Source organism: Micromonospora sp. NPDC047738 (assembly GCF_040642675.1).
GTDB lineage: Bacteria > Actinomycetota > Actinomycetes > Mycobacteriales > Micromonosporaceae > Micromonospora.
In genome coordinates this window covers 459,419-476,673 of sequence record NZ_JBEYSO010000001.1, presented here as the reverse complement: position 1 = coordinate 476,673, position 17,255 = coordinate 459,419, and the positions used below count along the sequence as shown (strand labels likewise).

Here is a 17,255-nt window from a genome sequence, read left to right as displayed (position 1 = left end):
CGTGCGACCCTATCGGGAATGGCGTTCGGAAGGGGCCCCTGCCATGCCGCAGGCGTTGACCGGGGACCCTCCTGCTACTCCGGCACCCGGCGGTAGGCGCCGTCGCTGGCCGAGGTGGCCATCGAGGCGTACGCGCGCAGCGCCGCGGACACCGGCCGCTGCCGGTCGGCCGGGGTGTATGGCCGGTCCCGCTTCTCCTCGGCGACCCGGCGGGCCTGGAGCACCTCCTCGGGCACGTTGAGGTGGATCGACCGGGCCGGGATGTCGATGACGATCTCGTCGCCCTCCCGTACCAGCGCGATCAGGCCGCCCGAGGCGGCCTCCGGGGAGACGTGGCCGATGGACAGTCCGGAGGTGCCGCCGGAGAACCGGCCGTCGGTGAGCAGCGCGCAGGAGCGGCCCAGCCCGCGGCCCTTGAGGAACGAGGTCGGGTAGAGCATCTCCTGCATGCCCGGCCCGCCCTTCGGGCCCTCGTACCGGATCACCACCACGTCCCCGGCGACGACCTCCTTGGCCAGGATCGCCGACACCGCGTCGTCCTGCGATTCATAGACCTTGGCCGGCCCGCGGAACGTCAGGCACTCCTCGGGCACCCCGGCGGTCTTCACCACGCAGCCGTCCGGCGCCAGGTTGCCGTGCAGGATGGCCAGCCCGCCGTCGGCGCTGTACGCGTGCTCCCGGTCCCGCACGCACCCGCCGGCCGCGTCGGTGTCCAGCGACGACCAGCGGTTGGTGGTGGAGAACGGTTCGGTGGTGCGCACCCCGCCGGGGGCGGCGTGGAACAGCTCGACCGCCTCGGGGGTGGCCGAGCCGCCCCGCACGTCCCAGTCGGCCAGCCACTGCTGCAGGCTGGGGGAGTGCACCGCGTGCACGTCCCGGTGCAGCAGGCCGGCCCGGTCGAGCTCGCCGAGGATGGCGGGGATGCCGCCGGCCCGGTGCACGTCCTCCATGTGGTACTGCGGCGAGTTCGGCGCGACCTTGGCCAGGCAGGGCACCCGGCGGGAGATGGCGTCGATGTCGGCCACCCCGAAGTCCAGCTCCGCCTCCCGGGCGGCGGCGAGCAGGTGCAGCACCGTGTTGGTCGAGCCGCCCATGGCCACGTCGAGCGCGACGGCGTTCTCGAAGGCCGCCCGGCTGGCGATCGACCGGGGCAGCACCGAGGCGTCGTCCTGGTCGTACCAGCGCTTGGCGATCGCCACCGCGGTGCGGCCGGCCTCGACGAACAGCGACCGGCGCGCGGCGTGGGTGGCCAGGGTCGACCCGTTGCCGGGCAGCGCCAGGCCGATCGCCTCGGTGAGGCAGTTCATCGAGTTGGCGGTGAACATGCCGGAGCAGGAGCCGCAGGTCGGGCAGGCCGAGCGCTCGATCTGGCCGAGCTGGTCCTCGGTGACCGACTCGTTCGACGCGGCGATCATCGCGTCGATCAGGTCGATCTTGGAGTGGACCACGCCCTCGATCGCCACCGTCTTGCCGGCCTCCATCGGCCCGCCGGAGACGAAGACGGTCGGGATGTTGAGCCGCAGCGCGGCCAGCAGCATGCCCGGCGTGATCTTGTCGCAGTTGGAGATGCAGACCAGGACGTCCGCGCAGTGCGCGTTGACCATGTACTCCACCGCGTCGGCGATCAGCTCCCGGCTGGGCAGCGAGTAGAGCATGCCGCCGTGGCCCATGGCGATGCCGTCGTCCACGGCGATGGTGTTGAACTCCCGGCCCACCCCGCCGGCCTCCGCCACCGCGTCGGCGACCAGGCCGCCGAGGTCCTTGAGGTGTACGTGACCGGGGACGAACTGGGTGAAACTGTTGGCGATGGCGACGATCGGCTTGCCGAAGTCGTCGTCGGTCATCCCGGTGGCCCGCCACAGGGCCCGGGCGCCGGCCATCGTCCGACCGTGGGTGGAGGTCCTCGACCGCAGCTCAGGCATGACTACCAGTCTGACACCGCCGCCGCAGCACCCGGCGGCCGCGCGCGCCGTGTCCCAACAGATGCACACCCGGCACCCCACGGGGTGCTCACATCCGGCACAGTTGAGGTCGTGCAGTCGTCCCCGGGGATGGTCACCGTCGCGGTGCTGAGCGGGCTCGCCGCCGCCGCCGGTACCGCGCTGCTCGCCGGGTCGGCCCGCCGCCGGGTCGGGCCCCACCGGCAGGCCCACCTGCTGCTCGCCGCGGCCGCCGGCATCGCCCTGCTCACCCTCCTCGTCGGGGTGGCCGCCGCGCTGGTCGCCACGCCGCACTGGGCCCACGAGCAGGGGCAGCGGACCGGTTGGGCGACCCTGGTGTCGGTGGGCAGCACGCTCAGCGCGCTCACCCTCGGCGTCGCGCTGCTCCGGCTGCCCGGCGCCGCGGCGACCCGGACGGCGGCCGCCCGGCTGCTGCTCGACGGCCTGATCATGGCTAGCGCGCTCTGGTTCGTCGGCTGGGTCCTGTTCAGCCCGCCGACCCGGCTGCTCGGCGCGGCCACTCCGATCGCCTGCGTACCCATCGGGCTGGCCACGGTGAGCGCGGCGGTCACCGCCGGGCTGACCCTGATCGTGGTGCTGCGGGCCGCGCCGCCGCGCGGCCGGCTCGCGTTGCTGGGGGCCGGGCTGACCGGGATGACCGGCGGCGGGCTGGGTGTCTCCGCCGGGCTCTGTCAGGGCGGTCCGGTGATGGTGCACGCCGGCGCCGCGGTGCTGGCCGCGGGCCTGCTGGCCATCGCCCTGGCCGTGCACCGGGTCGACCTGCCCGGGCAGGTGAACGTCGACCTGATCCGCCGCGACGGCGAGTACGCCTTCGTGCCGATGTTCGCGATGGCCGCGTCGGCGATGTACCACCTGGTCCAGGGCGGCGGGTTCGACGCGATGGGCATCGTCGCCGGCAGCGTCGAGGGCTTCGCCCTGGTGGCCCGGCAATATCTCGCCCTCAACGACGTACGTAACTACGCCGACCGGCTGGCCGAGCGGGAGGCCCACTTCCGTGAGCTGGCGCACACCGACCCGCTCACCGGCCTGGCCAACCGGCGTGGCCTGCTGCGGGCGCTGCACCGCTGCGCCGAGGCCCGGGTCCCCTGCGTCCTGCTCGGGCTGGACCTGGACGGCTTCAAGAACGTCAATGACATGCGTGGGCACGACGTCGGCGACGCGGTGTTGGCCGAGGTCGGCCGGCGGCTGCGCGGCAATCTGCGCCCGGGCGATCTGGCCGCCCGGCTCGGCGGCGACGAGTTCGCGGTGCTGATGCACGGCGCGAGCGACGCCGGGCCGGTCGCCGAGCGGCTGCTCGGGGTGCTCGGCCGCCCGTACGAGGAGGCGGACGGGCCGGTCTTCCTCTCGGTCAGCATCGGGGTGGCCCGCAGCAGCGGGGAGACCGACGTCGAGTTGCTGCTGCGCAACGCCGACCTGGCGCTGCGCTACGCCAAGCAGCGGGGCAAGAACCGGGTCGAGCGCTACGACGCCACGTACGACCAACTGCTGCGCCGGCGCACCATGCTCGAGCACGAGCTGCGCGGCGCGATCGAGCGCGACGAGCTGCGCCTGGCGTTCCAGCCGGTGGCCTCGCTGCCGTCGGTCCGGCCGGTCGGCGCCGAGGCGCTGCTCCGCTGGCACCACCCCGAACTGGGTAACGTCCGGCCGGACGAGTTCATCCCGCTGGCCGAGGAGTGCGGGATGATCTCGAAGCTGGGCGCCTGGGTGCTGCACCAGGCCTGCTACCAGCTCTCCCGCTGGCTGGCCGACGGGCACGACGTCTGGGTCTCGGTCAACGTCTCGCCCCGGGAGCTGCACGCCCCGGAGTACGTGGTCCAGGTCGCCGACGCGCTGCGCGCCCACCACGTACCGCCGCAGCGGCTGGTGCTGGAGGTCACCGAGCACGCGGTCGCCACCGACCTGGACGAGCTGATCCGCCGGCTGGCCGCGCTGCGGCGCACCGGCGTGCGGATCGCGCTGGACGATTTCGGCGCCGGCTACTCCTCGCTGGGGCAGCTGCGCCGGCTCCCGATCGACATCCTCAAGATCGACCACAGTCTGGTCGCCGAGCACGAGCCGGTCCGTCCGGTCGGCCGGGACGGCCCGGCGTTCGCCCCGATGGTGGACATCGTCATGCGCCTCGGGCACCAGCTCGGCCTGGAGGTGATCGCCGAGGGTGTGACCACCCCCACGGAGCTGGCTGCGGTGGTGGCCGCCGGCTGCCGGTTCGGGCAGGGCGCGCTCTTCGGCTGGGGGGTGCCGGCCGAGCACCTGGAGGCGATGCTGGAGGCGGCCACCTCGCCCGGCGCCCGGCCCACCTCGGTGCCGCCGGCCCCGCCGCCCGCGCCGGTCCGCCCGGCCTCCCCGCTGCTGCCCCGGCTCCGGTCAGATCCACCGGCGTCGGTGCCCGTCCCGCGTCCCCCGAACGAGGGATCTGCGCAGGTCGCACCGGCTGTCGGGGGCGCGTCGGGTGCCGACACGCCGAGGTCCGTTAACCAAAATGTGGGATCAGTTGACTCATCGCGTGAGATGCGTCAGGCTTAGCCACATGTCGTCGAACCGGTCGCTGCGAGTACTTACCTGAGCGCACTCTCCCTGAGCGAGAGTGCGCTGGCCCCGTGCATCTGCACGTGGGCCGTTTTTGTTGCCATCGGACCATCGCCGGGACGCCCGCGTTCCACCCTGAGAAACGCATCACCCACTCCAGCCGAAGGCTTGAACCGCCATGACGAGACCCACGCCCGAGACCCTCGCCCACTCCGTCCGGCGAGCCCGCCCGGCCACCGAGCCGGCCGCTGCCGCCGACCACGCCACCACCCCCCGCAACGGGTCCACCCCGGCCGTACGGCAGCCCGCCTCGGCGCAGGTCTCCGGCGCCGGATCGCTGGTGCGGTCACTTGAGGCCCTCGGCGTCGACGTCGTCTTCGGCATTCCGGGCGGCGCGATCCTGCCGGCGTACGACCCGCTCTACGACTCCGCCGTCCGGCACATCCTGGTCCGCCACGAGCAGGGCGCCGGCCACGCCGCCACCGGGTACGCCCAGGCGACCGGCAAGGTCGGGGTCTGCATGGCCACCTCCGGCCCGGGCGCGACCAACCTGGTCACCCCGATCGCCGACGCGTACATGGACTCGGTGCCCATGGTGGCGATCACCGGCCAGGTCGCGCGTCCGGCGATCGGCACGGACGCCTTCCAGGAAGCGGACATCCAGGGCATCACCCTGCCGATCACCAAGCACAACTTCCTGGTGCAGACCGCCGACGAGATCCCGCAGGTGCTGGCCGAGGCGTTCCACCTGGCCGCGACCGGCCGGCCGGGCCCGGTCCTGGTGGACATCCCCAAGGACGTCCTCCAGGCGCAGACCACCTTCGCCTGGCCGCCCACCCTCGACCTGCCCGGCTACCGACCGACCCTGCACCCGCACGGCAAGCAGATCCGCGAGGCGGCCCGGCTGATGACCACCGCCCGCCGCCCGGTGCTCTACGTCGGCGGCGGCGTGCTCAAGGCCGGCGCCACCGAGGGGCTGCGCCGGCTGGCCGAGCTGACCGGCATCCCGGTGGTCACCACCCTGATGGCGCTCGGCGCGTTCCCCGACTCGCACCGGCAGCACCTGGGCATGCCCGGCATGCACGGCACCGTCGCCGCGGTCTACGGCCTGCAGAAGGCCGACCTGATCGTGGCGCTCGGGGCCCGCTTCGACGACCGGGTCACCGGTCGCCTCGACTCCTTCGCGCCGGACGCCGCCGTGGTGCACGCCGACATCGACCCGGCCGAGATCGGCAAGAACCGGCACGCGGACGTGCCGATCGTCGGCGACGCCCGGCACGTGATCGACGAGCTGATCGCCGCCGTCACCACCGAGCAGGCGGCCCGACCGGCGGCCGACCTCGGCGACTGGTGGAACCAGCTCGACGACCTGCGCCAGCGGTACCCGCTCGGATACGAGGAGCCGGCCGACGGCACCCTGTCGCCGCAGTACGTGATCAAGCGGCTGGGCGAGATCGCCGGCCCGGACACCGTCTACGTGGCGGGCGTCGGCCAGCATCAGATGTGGGCCAGCCAGTTCATCTCGTACGAGAAGCCGTACACCTGGCTCAACTCCGGCGGCCTCGGCACCATGGGATACGCCGTCCCGGCGGCGATGGGCGCCAAGGTCGGCAAGCCGGACACCACGGTCTGGGCGGTGGACGGCGACGGCTGCTTCCAGATGACCAATCAGGAGCTGGCCACCTGCGCGCTCGAGGGCATCCCGATCAAGGTCGCAGTGATCAACAACGGCAACCTGGGCATGGTCCGGCAGTGGCAGACCCTGTTCTACGGGGAGCGTTACTCCAACACCGAGCTGGGCACCCACAAGCACCGCATCCCGGATTTCGTCAAGCTCGCCGAGGCGTTGGGCTGCGTCGGCCTGCGCTGCGAGAGCGCCGCCGACGTGGACAAGGTCATCGAGGCGGCCATGGCGATCAACGACGCCCCGGTGGTCATCGACTTCGTGGTCGGCAAGGACGCCATGGTCTGGCCGATGGTCGCCGCCGGCACCAGCAACGACGAGATCATGTTCGCCCGGGGCGTCCGCCCCGCCTTCGACGAGGACGAACTCTAAATGAGCGAGCGCAGCGAGCGAATCATCGAACTCAGCCCCATGTCGCGTCATGACGCGACCGAGCGGAGCGAGGTCGTGGCATGACCATGCACACGCTGTCCGTGCTCGTGGAGAACAAGCCGGGTGTCCTGGCCCGGGTCTCCGGGCTGTTCTCCCGGCGCGGCTTCAACATCGACAGCCTCGCCGTGGGGGAGACCGAGAACCCGGACGTCTCCCGGATCACCATCGTGGTCAACGCCGAGTCGTCTCCGCTGGAGCAGGTGACCAAGCAGCTCAACAAGCTGGTCAACGTACTCAAGATCGTTGAGCTGGACCCGCAGGTCTCGGTGGCCCGGGAGCTGCTGCTGGTCAAGGTCCGCGCGGACCGCAACGCCCGTGGCCAGGTGCTGGAGACGGTGAACCTGTTCCGGGCGCGGGTGGTCGACGTCGCCCCGGACACGTTGACCATCGAGGCCACCGGCACCCCGGACAAGCTCGACGCGCTGCTGCGCGACCTCGAACCCTTCGGCATCAAGGAGATGGTGCAGTCCGGCACGGTGGCGATCGGGCGCGGCTCGCGCTCCATCACCGCCGGCCCGGCGCTGCGCGCCGCCTGAGACCCGACCGTGCCGGCGCCGCGCGCCGCTGGAACCACCGCACAAGTCCACGACGGGCCGCCGGGCACCGCCGTACGAAAGGGAAGTAAATGAGCGTTGAGGTGTACTACGACGACGACGCCGACCTGGGTCTGATCCAGGGCCGCAAGGTCGCCGTGATCGGGTACGGCAGCCAGGGCCACGCCCACGCGCTGTCGCTGCGCGACTCCGGCGTCGACGTGGTGATCGGCCTGCCCGCCGGTTCGAAGAGCCGGCCGAAGGCCGAGGAGCAGGGCCTGCGGGTGCTCACGCCGGCCGAGGCGGCGGCCGAGGCCGACGTGATCATGATCCTGGCGCCGGACACCGCCCAGCGCGGCCTGTACGCCGAGGCGATCGCGCCCAACCTCGCCCCCGGCAAGGCGCTCTTCTTCGGCCACGGCTTCAACATCCGGTACGGCCTGATCAAGCCGCCGGCCGACGTGGACGTGGCGATGGTCGCGCCGAAGGGCCCGGGTCACCTGGTCCGCCGCCAGTACGTCGACGGCAAGGGTGTGCCCTGCCTGGTCGCCGTCGAGCAGGACGCCAGCGGCACCGCCTTCGGCCTGGCCCTGGCCTACGCGAAGGCGATCGGCGGCACCCGGGCCGGCGCGATCAAGACCACCTTCACCGAGGAGACCGAGACCGACCTGTTCGGCGAGCAGGCGGTGCTCTGCGGCGGTGCCGCGGCGCTGGTGCAGACCGGCTTCGAGGTGCTCACCGAGGCCGGGTACGCCCCCGAGGTGGCCTACTTCGAGTGCCTGCACGAGCTGAAGCTCATCGTCGACCTGATGTACGAGGGCGGCATCGCCCGGATGCGCTACAGCATCTCGGACACCGCCGAGTACGGCGACCTCTCCCGCGGCCCCCGGGTCATCGACTCCCGGGTCAAGGAGGAGATGCGCAAGATCCTCGGCGAGATCCAGTCCGGCGAGTTCGCCCGCGAGTGGGTCGCCGAGGACGAGGCCGGCCGGCCGAACTTCGCCAAGTGGCGGGCCGAGGGCGCGGCGCACCCGATCGAGGAGACCGGGCAGAAGCTGCGCGCCATGATGAGCTGGGTCGACCGGCCCATCACCGAGACCGCCTGACGGCTCCGGCAACCGGGTGGCCGCGCCCGGCGCTCTCCCCGGCGCCGGACGCGGCCACTGCCGTCATCCCGCCCGCTCCTCGATCGGGACGGCCTCGTCGTGGACGGGGGCGGGCGGATCGCGGCGGCGGCTGTGTGCCGGGCCGTGCCGGAGGAGGCTCACCTGCTGGGACCGGGTGACCAACGCCTCGGCCAGCCGCGGGCCGCTCCGGAACGGGGCGGGCCGGGCCAGCCGGCGCGGCAGCGCGATACGGATGGCTGTGTGAGGGCGCTCACCCCATACTCCGGGACATGCTGGCCGGGGTGCACCCTACGATCGCTGATAGGTGCGTAGCCGGCACCGAACGGCCACGGCACGGTTCAGCGCAGGACGCAGCGCGGCGTCCGGGCGTGCCAGGCCGACCGCATACGAGCGTCTACGAGGACCGATGAATCCTGTCGTACTGATCGCCGAAGAACTCGCCCCTGCCGCCATCGAGGTGCTTGCGCACGACTTCGACGTGCGCCACGTCGACGGCACCGACCGTCCGGCCCTGCTGTCCGCGCTCTCCGAGGCCGACGCGGTGATCGTACGCAGTGCCACCCAGATCGACGCCGAGGCGATCGCCGCCGCGCCGCGCCTGAAGGTGGTCGCCCGGGCCGGCGTGGGCCTGGACAACGTCGAGGTGCCGGCCGCCACCGCCCGGGGCGTCATGGTCGTCAACGCGCCCACCTCCAACATCGTCTCCGCCGCCGAGCAGGCCGTCGCGCTGCTGCTCGCCGTGGCGCGCAACACCGCCAGCGCCAGCGCGGCGCTCAAGGCGGGGGAGTGGAAGCGGTCCAAGTACACCGGCGTGGAGCTCCAGGGCAAGACCGTGGGCGTGGTCGGCCTCGGCCGCATCGGCGTGCTCTTCGCGCAGCGCATCGCCGCCTTCGGCACCCGGTTGATCGCGTACGACCCGTACATCCAGCCGGCCCGCGCCGCCCAGCTCGGCGTCCGCCTGGTCGGGCTGGAGGAGCTGCTGCGGGAGAGCGACTTCATCTCGATCCACCTGCCCAAGACGCCGGAGACGGTGGGTCTGATCGGCGAGAAGGAACTGGCGATCGTCAAGCCGGGCGTGCGGATCGTCAACGCCGCCCGGGGTGGCCTGGTCGACGAGCAGGCGCTGGCGGACGCGATCGCCGAGGGCCGGGTCGGTGGCGCCGGCATCGACGTCTACGCCAAGGAGCCCTGCACCTCCTCGCCGCTGTTCGCCTTCGACAACGTGGTGGCCACCCCGCACCTGGGCGCCTCCACCCACGAGGCGCAGGACAAGGCCGGCCTGGCCGTGGCCAAGAGCGTCAAGCTGGCGCTCCAGGGCGAGTTCGTGCCGGACGCGGTGAACGTGCAGGCCGGCGGGGTGGTCGCCGAGGACGTCCGGCCGCTGCTGCCGCTGGCCGAGAAGCTGGGCCGGGCCTTCACCGCGGTGGCCGGCGGGGTGGCCGCCAGCGTCACCGTCGAGGTGCGCGGCGAGATCGTCAACCACGACGTGTCGGTGCTCAAGCTCGCCGCCACCAAGGGGCTGTTCAGCTCGGTGGTGGAGGAGCAGGTCACCTACGTCAACGCGCCGCACCTGGCCGCCGAGCGCGGGGTCGAGGTGACCCTGACCGCGCAGGCCGAGACGATCGACCACCCCAACCTGGTGACCGTACGCGGCGCCCTGCCGGACGGGCGGACGGTCAGCGTCTCGGGCACCCTGACCCAGGCTGGCGCCCGGGACGTCCTCAAGCTGACCGAGGTGGACGGTTTCGACGTCGAGATCGGCGCGGAGGGCATCCTGGTCTTCCTGCGCTACGTCGACCGGCCGGGCGTGGTCGGCACCGTCGGTACCCTGCTCGGCGAGGCCGGCGTCAACATCGCCGCCATGCAGGTCGCCCGTCGGGAGGCCGGTGGCGAGACGCTGATGACGCTCACCGTCGACCAGGCGCTCGGCGCGGACCTGCTCAGCTCGGCCGCCGACTCGATCGGCGCGGTCGCGGCCAGCGCGGCCGACCTGCGCGACGAGTAGTCCACACACGACGAACCCGGGGCCCGGCCGCACGGCCGGGCCCTCGTCGTACCCGGCGATCAGCGGGTGACGCGGGTGGGCGGCGGGTAGACCGTGCCGTCCTGGACGTCGTAGAGCATCAGGTCGTGCTCGCCGGCCAGCCGCTCGATGTCGAGCAGCACCTGGTCCTCGCAGGTGGGGATGAGGTTCATCTCCACGTGGTCGGCGGCCGCGTGCAGCGGGGCGACCGCCCAGGGCGTGCCCGGGCGGGCCGGGCGGTCGGGATAGGCGGCCGTGATCGCCCGGTAGAAACCGACCACCCTCGGGTCGGGGTGACGCTCGCCGTGCCGTCCTTCGCGGCACCGCTGCACCGCCGCCCGTACGTCGTCGGGCGTGGCTCCGGCCGGCAGGGCCCACACGCTCAGATCGAAACTCACGGCGGACAGCGTGCCATCCCCGGTCCGCGCCGTCACGCCTGCCCCGCCGCTGGCCAGTGTGCGCGGGCTGGGATGACGGTCCGCTGTGGAGCCTCTTGCGTCGAGTTACGTCGATTGGCTAGCGTACCTGTGCGGTCACGGACTGAGTTGAGACTCCGGCCCGTCTTCGGGTGGCGCGGTCGGACGCCCGGCCCAATCAGGTCCGCACCCCTCGGTTGCGCGAGCCACGCGCACTCGTCGCTGACCGGCCCCCACGGTCGTTGCCGAGACCGTGGGGGCCGATCGCGGCCCGCGTCCCGGGTGCGAAGACGGGGCGACGGGTGTCGAGTGTCGACGCGTTCAGCGCCGGCGGTGGGCGAAGAGCGCCCGGTAGTCCGAACCGTTGCGGAACCAGGCCAGCCCGGCCGGCCCGGCGGCGTACAGGGCGGTGGCGTAGGCGTCGGCCACCGTGAGGTCCGGTCCCACCACGGTGGCGGCGACGAGTTGGTCGGCGGGCTCACCGGTGTGCGGGTCCACCACGTGCCCCTGGCGTCCGGACACCCCGGAGGTGCCCACCGCGCCGGCCGTCATCTCCAGCACCAGCGGCGCCCGCTGCGCGTCCGTGGGATGGTGCACGGCCACCCGCCACGGGCCGCCGTGCGCGGCGTGCCCGCGTACGGTGAGGTCGGCGCCGCAGAGCACGGCGTAGTCGTGGACGCCGGCGGCGCGCAACCGGGCCGCGGCGCGTTCCACCGCCCAGCCGTTGAGCAGGCCACCCGGGTCGAAGCCGCCCGGCACCGCCCAGGCGTCGAACCACCCGTCGGTCGCCGCCCGCATCGCGGCGCAGCGGTTCACGAGGTCCGCCAGCGGCGGGTACGACTCGGGGCTGATCTCGCCCCGCCGCAGCTTCGACACCAGGCTGTCCGGCTGGTTCGGCCCGTACGTGAGGTCGATGGCGCGCAGTTCGGCGACCGCGTCCCGCATCGCCTCGCCGACGCCCCGGTGGCCCAGCCACTCGGGCGCGTTCAAGAGCAGAGAGTATTCGGCGGTGGAGGTGCGGACGGTGTGCCGGACGCTGATCCGGTCGACCGCGGTGCCGCCGGCCCGGTCCAGCCGGTGGCTGCGGGCGCCGAGGCGCAGGTCGGGGCGGTGGCTGCGGAAGGCGGCCTGGTCGATCCACCGGGTCCGGGGTTGCTCGTCGGCCCACCGGGCCGGTCGCTGCTCGTCGATCCGCATCGCATCCGCTCCCTCGCTGACGACGCCGCAGCGCCGCGGCGAAGCCGGTCCCGGGCCCCCGTCCGACCCGGACGTCTCCGACCCTAGGCAGCGGAGATGACTGCACCATGAATGCCACCTGGGAGACTCCTGAGCATCCGGATATCCCGAATGTTGGAAGGCGCGTACCGGGAACCGGGACGACGGCGTACCGTTGCCGGGACCGACGAGTTGAGGAGCGTGTGGTGGCACGGATCGCGGTGGTGGCCGGAGACGGGATCGGACCCGAGGTGGTCGCGCAGGCCCGCAAGGTCATCGACGCCGTGCTCCCCGGCGTGACGGCCACCGAGTACGACCTCGGCGCCGCCCGCTACCACCGCACCGGCGAGGTGCTGCCCGACTCGGTCCTCGACGAGCTGGCCGGGCACGACGCGATCCTGCTCGGCGCGGTCGGCGATCCCACCGTGCCGCCGGGCGTGCTGGAGCGTGGCCTGCTGCTCAAGCTCCGCTTCGCCTTCGACCAGTACGTCAACCTGCGCCCGTCGCGGCTCTGGCCGGGCGTGTCCGCCCCGCTGGCCGCCGTCAAGCCGGGCGAGGTCGACCTGGTCGTGGTCCGCGAGGGGACCGAGGGCCTGTATGCCGGCGCCGGCGGTTCGCTGCACCGGAACACCCCGGCCGAAGTGGCCACCGAGGAGAGCCTCAACACCCGGCACGGCGTCGAGCGGGTGATCCGGGACGCCTTCGCCCGGGCCGGCCGCCGGGAGCGCCGCAAGGTCACCCTGGTGCACAAGACCAACGTGCTGACCCACGCCGGCTCGCTGTGGGCACGCACCTTCGAGGCCGTCGCCGCCGAGCACCCCGACGTGGCCACCGAGTACCAGCACGTCGACGCCGCCGCGATGTTCCTGGTGACCAACCCGCAGCGGTACGACGTGGTGGTCACCGACAACCTGTTCGGCGACATCCTCACCGACATCGCCGCCGCGGTGACCGGCGGCATCGGCCTCGCGGCCAGCGGTTGCATCAACCCGGAGGGGCGCTACCCGTCGATGTTCGAGCCGGTGCACGGCTCCGCGCCGGACATCGCCGGCCGCGGCGTCGCCGACCCGGTCGCCGCGGTGCTCTCGGCCGCGCTGCTGCTCGACCAGCTCGGGCACGCCGACGCCGCCGCGCGGGTCACCGCCGCGGTCGGCGCCGAGCTGGCCGGCCGTACGCCGGGTGCGCCGCTGCGCACCGAGGAGGTCGGCGACCGGCTCGCCGGCTACGCCGTAGCCTGACCAGGGCCGTCCACGGCCCGGCGTCGGGCCGCCAGACCCGTCCCCGGGCCCGCTCCGCCCGCCCATCCCGAGTCGCCGTTCGGTGCGCTCGATGTGGCGGGCAGGAGCTATCCGCTGAACGACCGTTCGGGGTAAGTTTCTGGCACCAATGACGTCGGCCTGCGACAACGCATGCCGTGGACCCGCAGGGAGGTCAGCGCGATGAGCGGTGGTGACAAGCTCGATTTCGAGATCCGTCCGAATCCCGCGCCGGTATCCGCCGCCGACCGGGCCGCCCTGCTGGCGAACCCCGGGTTCGGTCGGGTGTTCACCGACCACATGGTGACGATCCGGTACGCCGACGGGAAGGGCTGGTACGACCCCCGGGTGGAGGCGCGCGCGCCGATCCCGATGGACCCGGCCGCCGCCGTCCTGCACTACGCGCAGGAGATCTTCGAGGGGCTGAAGGCGTACCGGGGCGCGGACGGGTCGGTGACCCTGTTCCGCCCCGAGGCGAACGCCGCCCGCTTCGCCGCCTCCGCCCGGCGGCTGGCGATGCCCGAGCTGTCGACGGAGACCTTCGTCGAGTCGCTGCGCCGGCTGGTCGAGATCGACCGGGAGTGGATCCCGGAGGCCGAGGACGGCAGCCTCTACCTGCGGCCGTTCATGTTCGCCAGCGAGGTCTTCCTCGGGGTGCGGCCGGCCAACGAGTACCTCTACGCGGTGATCGCCTCGCCCGCGGGGGCGTACTTCCCGGGCGGGGTCAAGCCGATCACGGTCTGGGTCTCCCCGGACTACACCCGGGCGGCCCCGGGCGGCACCGGCGCGGCCAAGTGCGGCGGCAACTACGCCAGCTCGCTGGTGGCCCAGGCCGAGGCGATCGAGGCGGGCTGCGACCAGGTGGTCTTCCTGGACGCGGTGGAGCGGCGCTTCGTCGACGAGTTGGGCGGCATGAACGTCTTCTTCGTCTACGACGACGACACCCTGGTCACCCCGCCGCTGACCGGCACCATCCTGCCGGGCATCACCCGGGACGCGATCCTCACCCTGGCGGCCGAGTCGGGGCACCGGGTCGAGGAGCGGCCGGTCAGCTTCGCCGACTGGCAGGCGGACGCGGCCAGCGGCCGGCTGCGCGAGGTCTTCGCCTGTGGCACCGCCGCGGTGATCACCCCGATTGGCGGGGTGCGCTTCCCCGACGGCGAGTTCCTCATCGGCGGTGGGGAGTCCGGGCGCTCCACGATAGCCCTGCGGCAGCGGCTGGTCGACATCCAGCGCGGCCGCGCCGAGGACCGGCACGGCTGGGTGCAGCGAGTCCTCTGACCTGCCCCCTGGATCCGGCACGGCCGGCACCGTCTCCGACGGTGCCGGCCGTATCTCGTCGTGCCCGCCACCGTCGGCCTGCTTCCGGCGGCACCCTGTCGTTGATCAAGAAGTCTGCGTCGGCGCGCCGGAATCAGACGCAAACTTCTTGATCAACATCTGGGGGTGGGGGGTTAGGCGAGGAGGTGGGCGCGGAGGGCGGTCAGCTGCGCGTCGGTCAGGCCGGCGCGGTGCAGGTAGCCCTCCACGGAGCCGTGGCCCGCGCGCAGCTCGGTGAGGAAGATGGTCATCGCCTCGGCGGGGGAGGCGAGGTACGGGCGGGGCGGCTGCGCGGCCTCGGGCAGCGCCGCGGCGACCCAGGCGCTGAACCGCTCGGACGCCTCGGTGCTCAACGCGTAGTCGGCGACGATGTCCTCGTCGGCCACGCCGAGCACCGCGAGGGTGAGCGCGCAGACGATCCCGGTCCGGTCCTTGCCGGCCACGCAGTGCACCACCACCGGCGCGGTGGCGCTGTCCGCGATCAGCCCGATCGCCTCGGCCAGCCCGGCGGTGCCCGTCTGGGCCAGGGCCGCGTACCGGTCGGCGAGCCAGCGGGGCAGGCTCTCCTGCGGGTCGTAGGGGATTCCGGCCCAGTCGTCGTGTTCGGGGTGGATGTGCCGGTAGGTCAGGCCGTCGTATGCGGGCACCCGGCCGTCGCGGGCCACCTCGGTGGGGCGGCGCAGGTCGATGACGGTGCGGATGCCGAGGGCGGTGAACATTTCCCGGTCGGTCTCGTCGATCCGGTGCAGGGAGTCGGAGCGGTAGAGCCGGCCCCGGCGGACGGTCCGCCCGTCGTGGCCGGTCAGCCCGCCCACGTCGCGAAAGTTGAACAGGGCGGGGAAGGGGTTGCGCTGAGGGGTGTCCGTGGCGTCCACCCCTGACACGGTAACGGCCGGCGGGGCCCCGATGTGCCCCGCCGGCCGTCAGTGGCAGGCGCCCTCCGTCACCGGGCGGTACCCGGCGGGATCGACGAGTAGGTGTCGTCGTAGTACCCGCCGAGCTTGTCCCGGTACGCCGGATCGGTGTCGGTGCTCTCGTCGTACTCGGGCGCGGCCTTGATCTGGTCCTTGCTCCGGTCGACGTATACCTTCCGCTCGTCGTGGTCGACGTGGTTGACGGTGCCGGCCGGCAGCATGACCTTCTTGCCGAAGATCCATGGCCCGGTGTCGACCACCAGGTAACTGGAGTTCACCTCGTGGCTGGCCCGGTCCACCTTGCCGATCCCGCCGTCGGTCGCCTCCACCTTGTAGCCGACCAGGTCGATGCCGGTCACCCCGGCCCCGTCCCGGTAGCTCCACGGGTCGAAGCGTCCCGCGGGCGTGCCGCCCACGAAGGCGCTCTGATCACCGTAGGTGAGCGGGTCCGGCGTCCCGTGGGTCGTTCGAGGGTCGAGCCGCTCCATGGCGTTCACTCCCTTTCTCGACTTTCTCGGGGGATGTGCGCTGTCGGATCCTTCGTACCCGGGTGTGGAGGTCGCTACACCGGCCGCTCAGGACAGGGCGGCCTCCGCGTCCAGAGCCACCGCGGCGGCGTGCACGACGGCCGCGATGCGCAGCCCCTCGTGCACCTGCTCGCGGCTGAACCCGGCGCTGCGCAGGGTCTTCTCGTGCGACTCCAGGCAGACCCCGCAGCCGGTGATCGCCGAGACGGCGAGGCACCAGAGCTCGAAGTCGCCCTTCTCCACCCCCGGCCGGGCGATGATCTGCATCCGCAGCCGGGCCGGCAGCGACGCGTACTGCTCGTCGCCGATCAGGTGCTTGGCCCGGTAGTAGATGTTGTTCATCGCCATGATGGTGGCGGCGCCCTTGGCCGCCTCGACCGCCTCCGGCGTCAGGTGACCGGCCGCCTCGGCGGCGATCTCCCTGAGCACCACCGGGTTGCGGGCCGCCACCGCGCAGGCCAGGGCGGTGCCCCAGGCCTGCTCCGGCTTCAGGGTCGAGGTGGTGATGGTGGAGCCGAGATTGAGCCGGATGTCCTTGGCGTACTCGGGCAGAGCCGCCTTCACCGCGTCCAGGCCCATGGTCAGGCCCCGGCGCCGGCGAGCAGCGCGTTGGCGTCCAGGGTCGCGCCACCCTTGTTCCAGTTGCACGGGCAGAGCTCGTCGGTCTGCAGCGCGTCCAGCACCCGCAGCACCTCGGAGACGTTCCGGCCGACCGAGCCGGCGGTCACCATGGCGAACTGGATCTCGTTGTCCGGGTCGACGATGAAGGTGGCCCGCTGCGCGACGCCGTCCGCGCCGAGCACGCCGCAGGCGGCGGTCAGCTCGCGCTTGATGTCACTGAGCATCGGGAAGGGCAACTCGCGCAGGTCCGGGTGGTCCTTGCGCCACGCGTAGTGGACGAACTCGTTGTCCACGGAGACGCCGAGCACCTGGGCGTCCCGGTCGGCGAACTCGCCGTTGAGTCGGCCGAACTCGGCGATCTCGGTGGGGCAGATGAAGGTGAAGTCCTTCGGCCAGAAGAAGACCACCCGCCACTTGCCCTGGTGGGACTTGTGGTCGATCGTCTCGAACGCCTTGTCGGCGTCCAGCGACACGCAGGCGGTGAGTTCGTACTCGGGGAAGCGGTCACCGACAGTGAGCACAGGTCCTCCTTGACAACGGCTTGTCAGCGGCGCGAGGCCGGTAACTGGATCGGTTCCAGATATTGCCGCAGCGTCGTTTCCGCTTGATAGCGGCCGGATGACTTGTGAAGTCGATCACGAGCCGGGGGGTTCTGCCGCAGGTCGTCCCTCAATCGGGTGCTAACACCCTCCGTCACCGT

At 72.5% G+C, this 17,255-nt stretch carries 14 protein-coding genes; 7 read left to right on the top strand and 7 right to left on the bottom strand.

The window, feature by feature from the left end:
• Positions 1-74: 74 nt before the first annotated feature.
• A complete protein-coding gene (ilvD, locus tag ABZ783_RS02200) occupies positions 75-1,922 on the bottom strand; it encodes a dihydroxy-acid dehydratase (protein WP_357433846.1) in 1,848 nt (615 codons plus the stop codon).
• Between the two features lie 111 nt (positions 1,923-2,033).
• On the opposite strand from ilvD, the gene ABZ783_RS02195 reads away from it, so the two are divergent.
• The 5 genes from ABZ783_RS02195 to serA all read left to right on the top strand — a co-directional run bounded on the left by ABZ783_RS02195 (position 2,034) and on the right by serA (position 10,268).
• Entirely contained in the window at positions 2,034-4,484 is a 2,451-nt protein-coding gene (locus ABZ783_RS02195; protein ID WP_357433844.1) for a bifunctional diguanylate cyclase/phosphodiesterase, read from the top strand.
• A 181-nt stretch (positions 4,485-4,665) separates the two neighbouring features.
• Positions 4,666-6,543, top strand: coding sequence for an acetolactate synthase large subunit (locus tag ABZ783_RS02190; protein WP_357433842.1), 1,878 nt, complete (start codon positions 4,666-4,668; stop codon positions 6,541-6,543).
• Between the two features lie 80 nt (positions 6,544-6,623).
• Positions 6,624-7,139 carry an acetolactate synthase small subunit gene (ilvN, locus tag ABZ783_RS02185; protein ID WP_073832451.1) on the top strand — a complete coding sequence of 172 codons (516 nt, stop codon included), beginning with the start codon at positions 6,624-6,626 and terminating at the stop codon, positions 7,137-7,139.
• An 89-nt stretch (positions 7,140-7,228) separates the two neighbouring features.
• The gene (ilvC, locus tag ABZ783_RS02180) at positions 7,229-8,242 is read left to right on the top strand and encodes a ketol-acid reductoisomerase (protein WP_357433840.1); all 1,014 of its coding nucleotides are present in this window, start codon (positions 7,229-7,231) and stop codon (positions 8,240-8,242) included.
• 427 nt (positions 8,243-8,669) lie between these two features.
• Positions 8,670-10,268: a phosphoglycerate dehydrogenase gene (serA, locus tag ABZ783_RS02175; RefSeq protein ID WP_357433838.1), complete on the top strand. Its 1,599-nt coding sequence runs from the start codon at positions 8,670-8,672 to the stop codon at positions 10,266-10,268.
• A gap of 59 nt (positions 10,269-10,327) precedes the next feature.
• On the opposite strand, the gene ABZ783_RS02170 is transcribed toward serA, so the two are convergent.
• Positions 10,328-10,684: a hypothetical protein gene (locus tag ABZ783_RS02170; protein ID WP_357433836.1), complete on the bottom strand. Its 357-nt coding sequence runs from the start codon at positions 10,682-10,684 to the stop codon at positions 10,328-10,330.
• A 339-nt stretch (positions 10,685-11,023) separates the two neighbouring features.
• A complete protein-coding gene (locus tag ABZ783_RS02165) occupies positions 11,024-11,899 on the bottom strand; it encodes an FAD:protein FMN transferase (protein WP_357433834.1) in 876 nt (291 codons plus the stop codon).
• A 224-nt stretch (positions 11,900-12,123) separates the two neighbouring features.
• Here ABZ783_RS02165 and ABZ783_RS02160 point away from each other — a divergent pair, with 224 nt between their 5' ends.
• Positions 12,124-13,155, top strand: coding sequence for a 3-isopropylmalate dehydrogenase (locus ABZ783_RS02160; protein ID WP_357433832.1), 1,032 nt, complete (start codon positions 12,124-12,126; stop codon positions 13,153-13,155).
• Positions 13,156-13,356: 201 nt separating this feature from the next.
• Positions 13,357-14,454, top strand: coding sequence for a branched-chain amino acid aminotransferase (locus tag ABZ783_RS02155; protein WP_357433830.1), 1,098 nt, complete (start codon positions 13,357-13,359; stop codon positions 14,452-14,454).
• Between the two features lie 173 nt (positions 14,455-14,627).
• On the opposite strand, the gene ABZ783_RS02150 is transcribed toward ABZ783_RS02155, so the two are convergent.
• From ABZ783_RS02150 to ABZ783_RS02135, 4 genes are all read right to left on the bottom strand, one after another.
• Positions 14,628-15,368, bottom strand: a complete 741-nt coding sequence (locus ABZ783_RS02150; protein ID WP_357433828.1) for a tyrosine-protein phosphatase — start codon at positions 15,366-15,368, stop codon at positions 14,628-14,630.
• Positions 15,369-15,436: 68 nt separating this feature from the next.
• Positions 15,437-15,895, bottom strand: coding sequence for a PRC-barrel domain-containing protein (locus ABZ783_RS02145; RefSeq protein ID WP_357433826.1), 459 nt, complete (start codon positions 15,893-15,895; stop codon positions 15,437-15,439).
• Between the two features lie 87 nt (positions 15,896-15,982).
• Positions 15,983-16,513, bottom strand: coding sequence for a carboxymuconolactone decarboxylase family protein (locus ABZ783_RS02140; protein WP_357433824.1), 531 nt, complete (start codon positions 16,511-16,513; stop codon positions 15,983-15,985).
• Positions 16,514-16,515: 2 nt separating this feature from the next.
• On the bottom strand, positions 16,516-17,076 hold the full coding sequence (locus tag ABZ783_RS02135; protein ID WP_357433822.1) for a peroxiredoxin: 561 nt from the start codon (positions 17,074-17,076) through the stop codon (positions 16,516-16,518).
• Between the last annotated feature and the right edge of the window lie 179 nt (positions 17,077-17,255).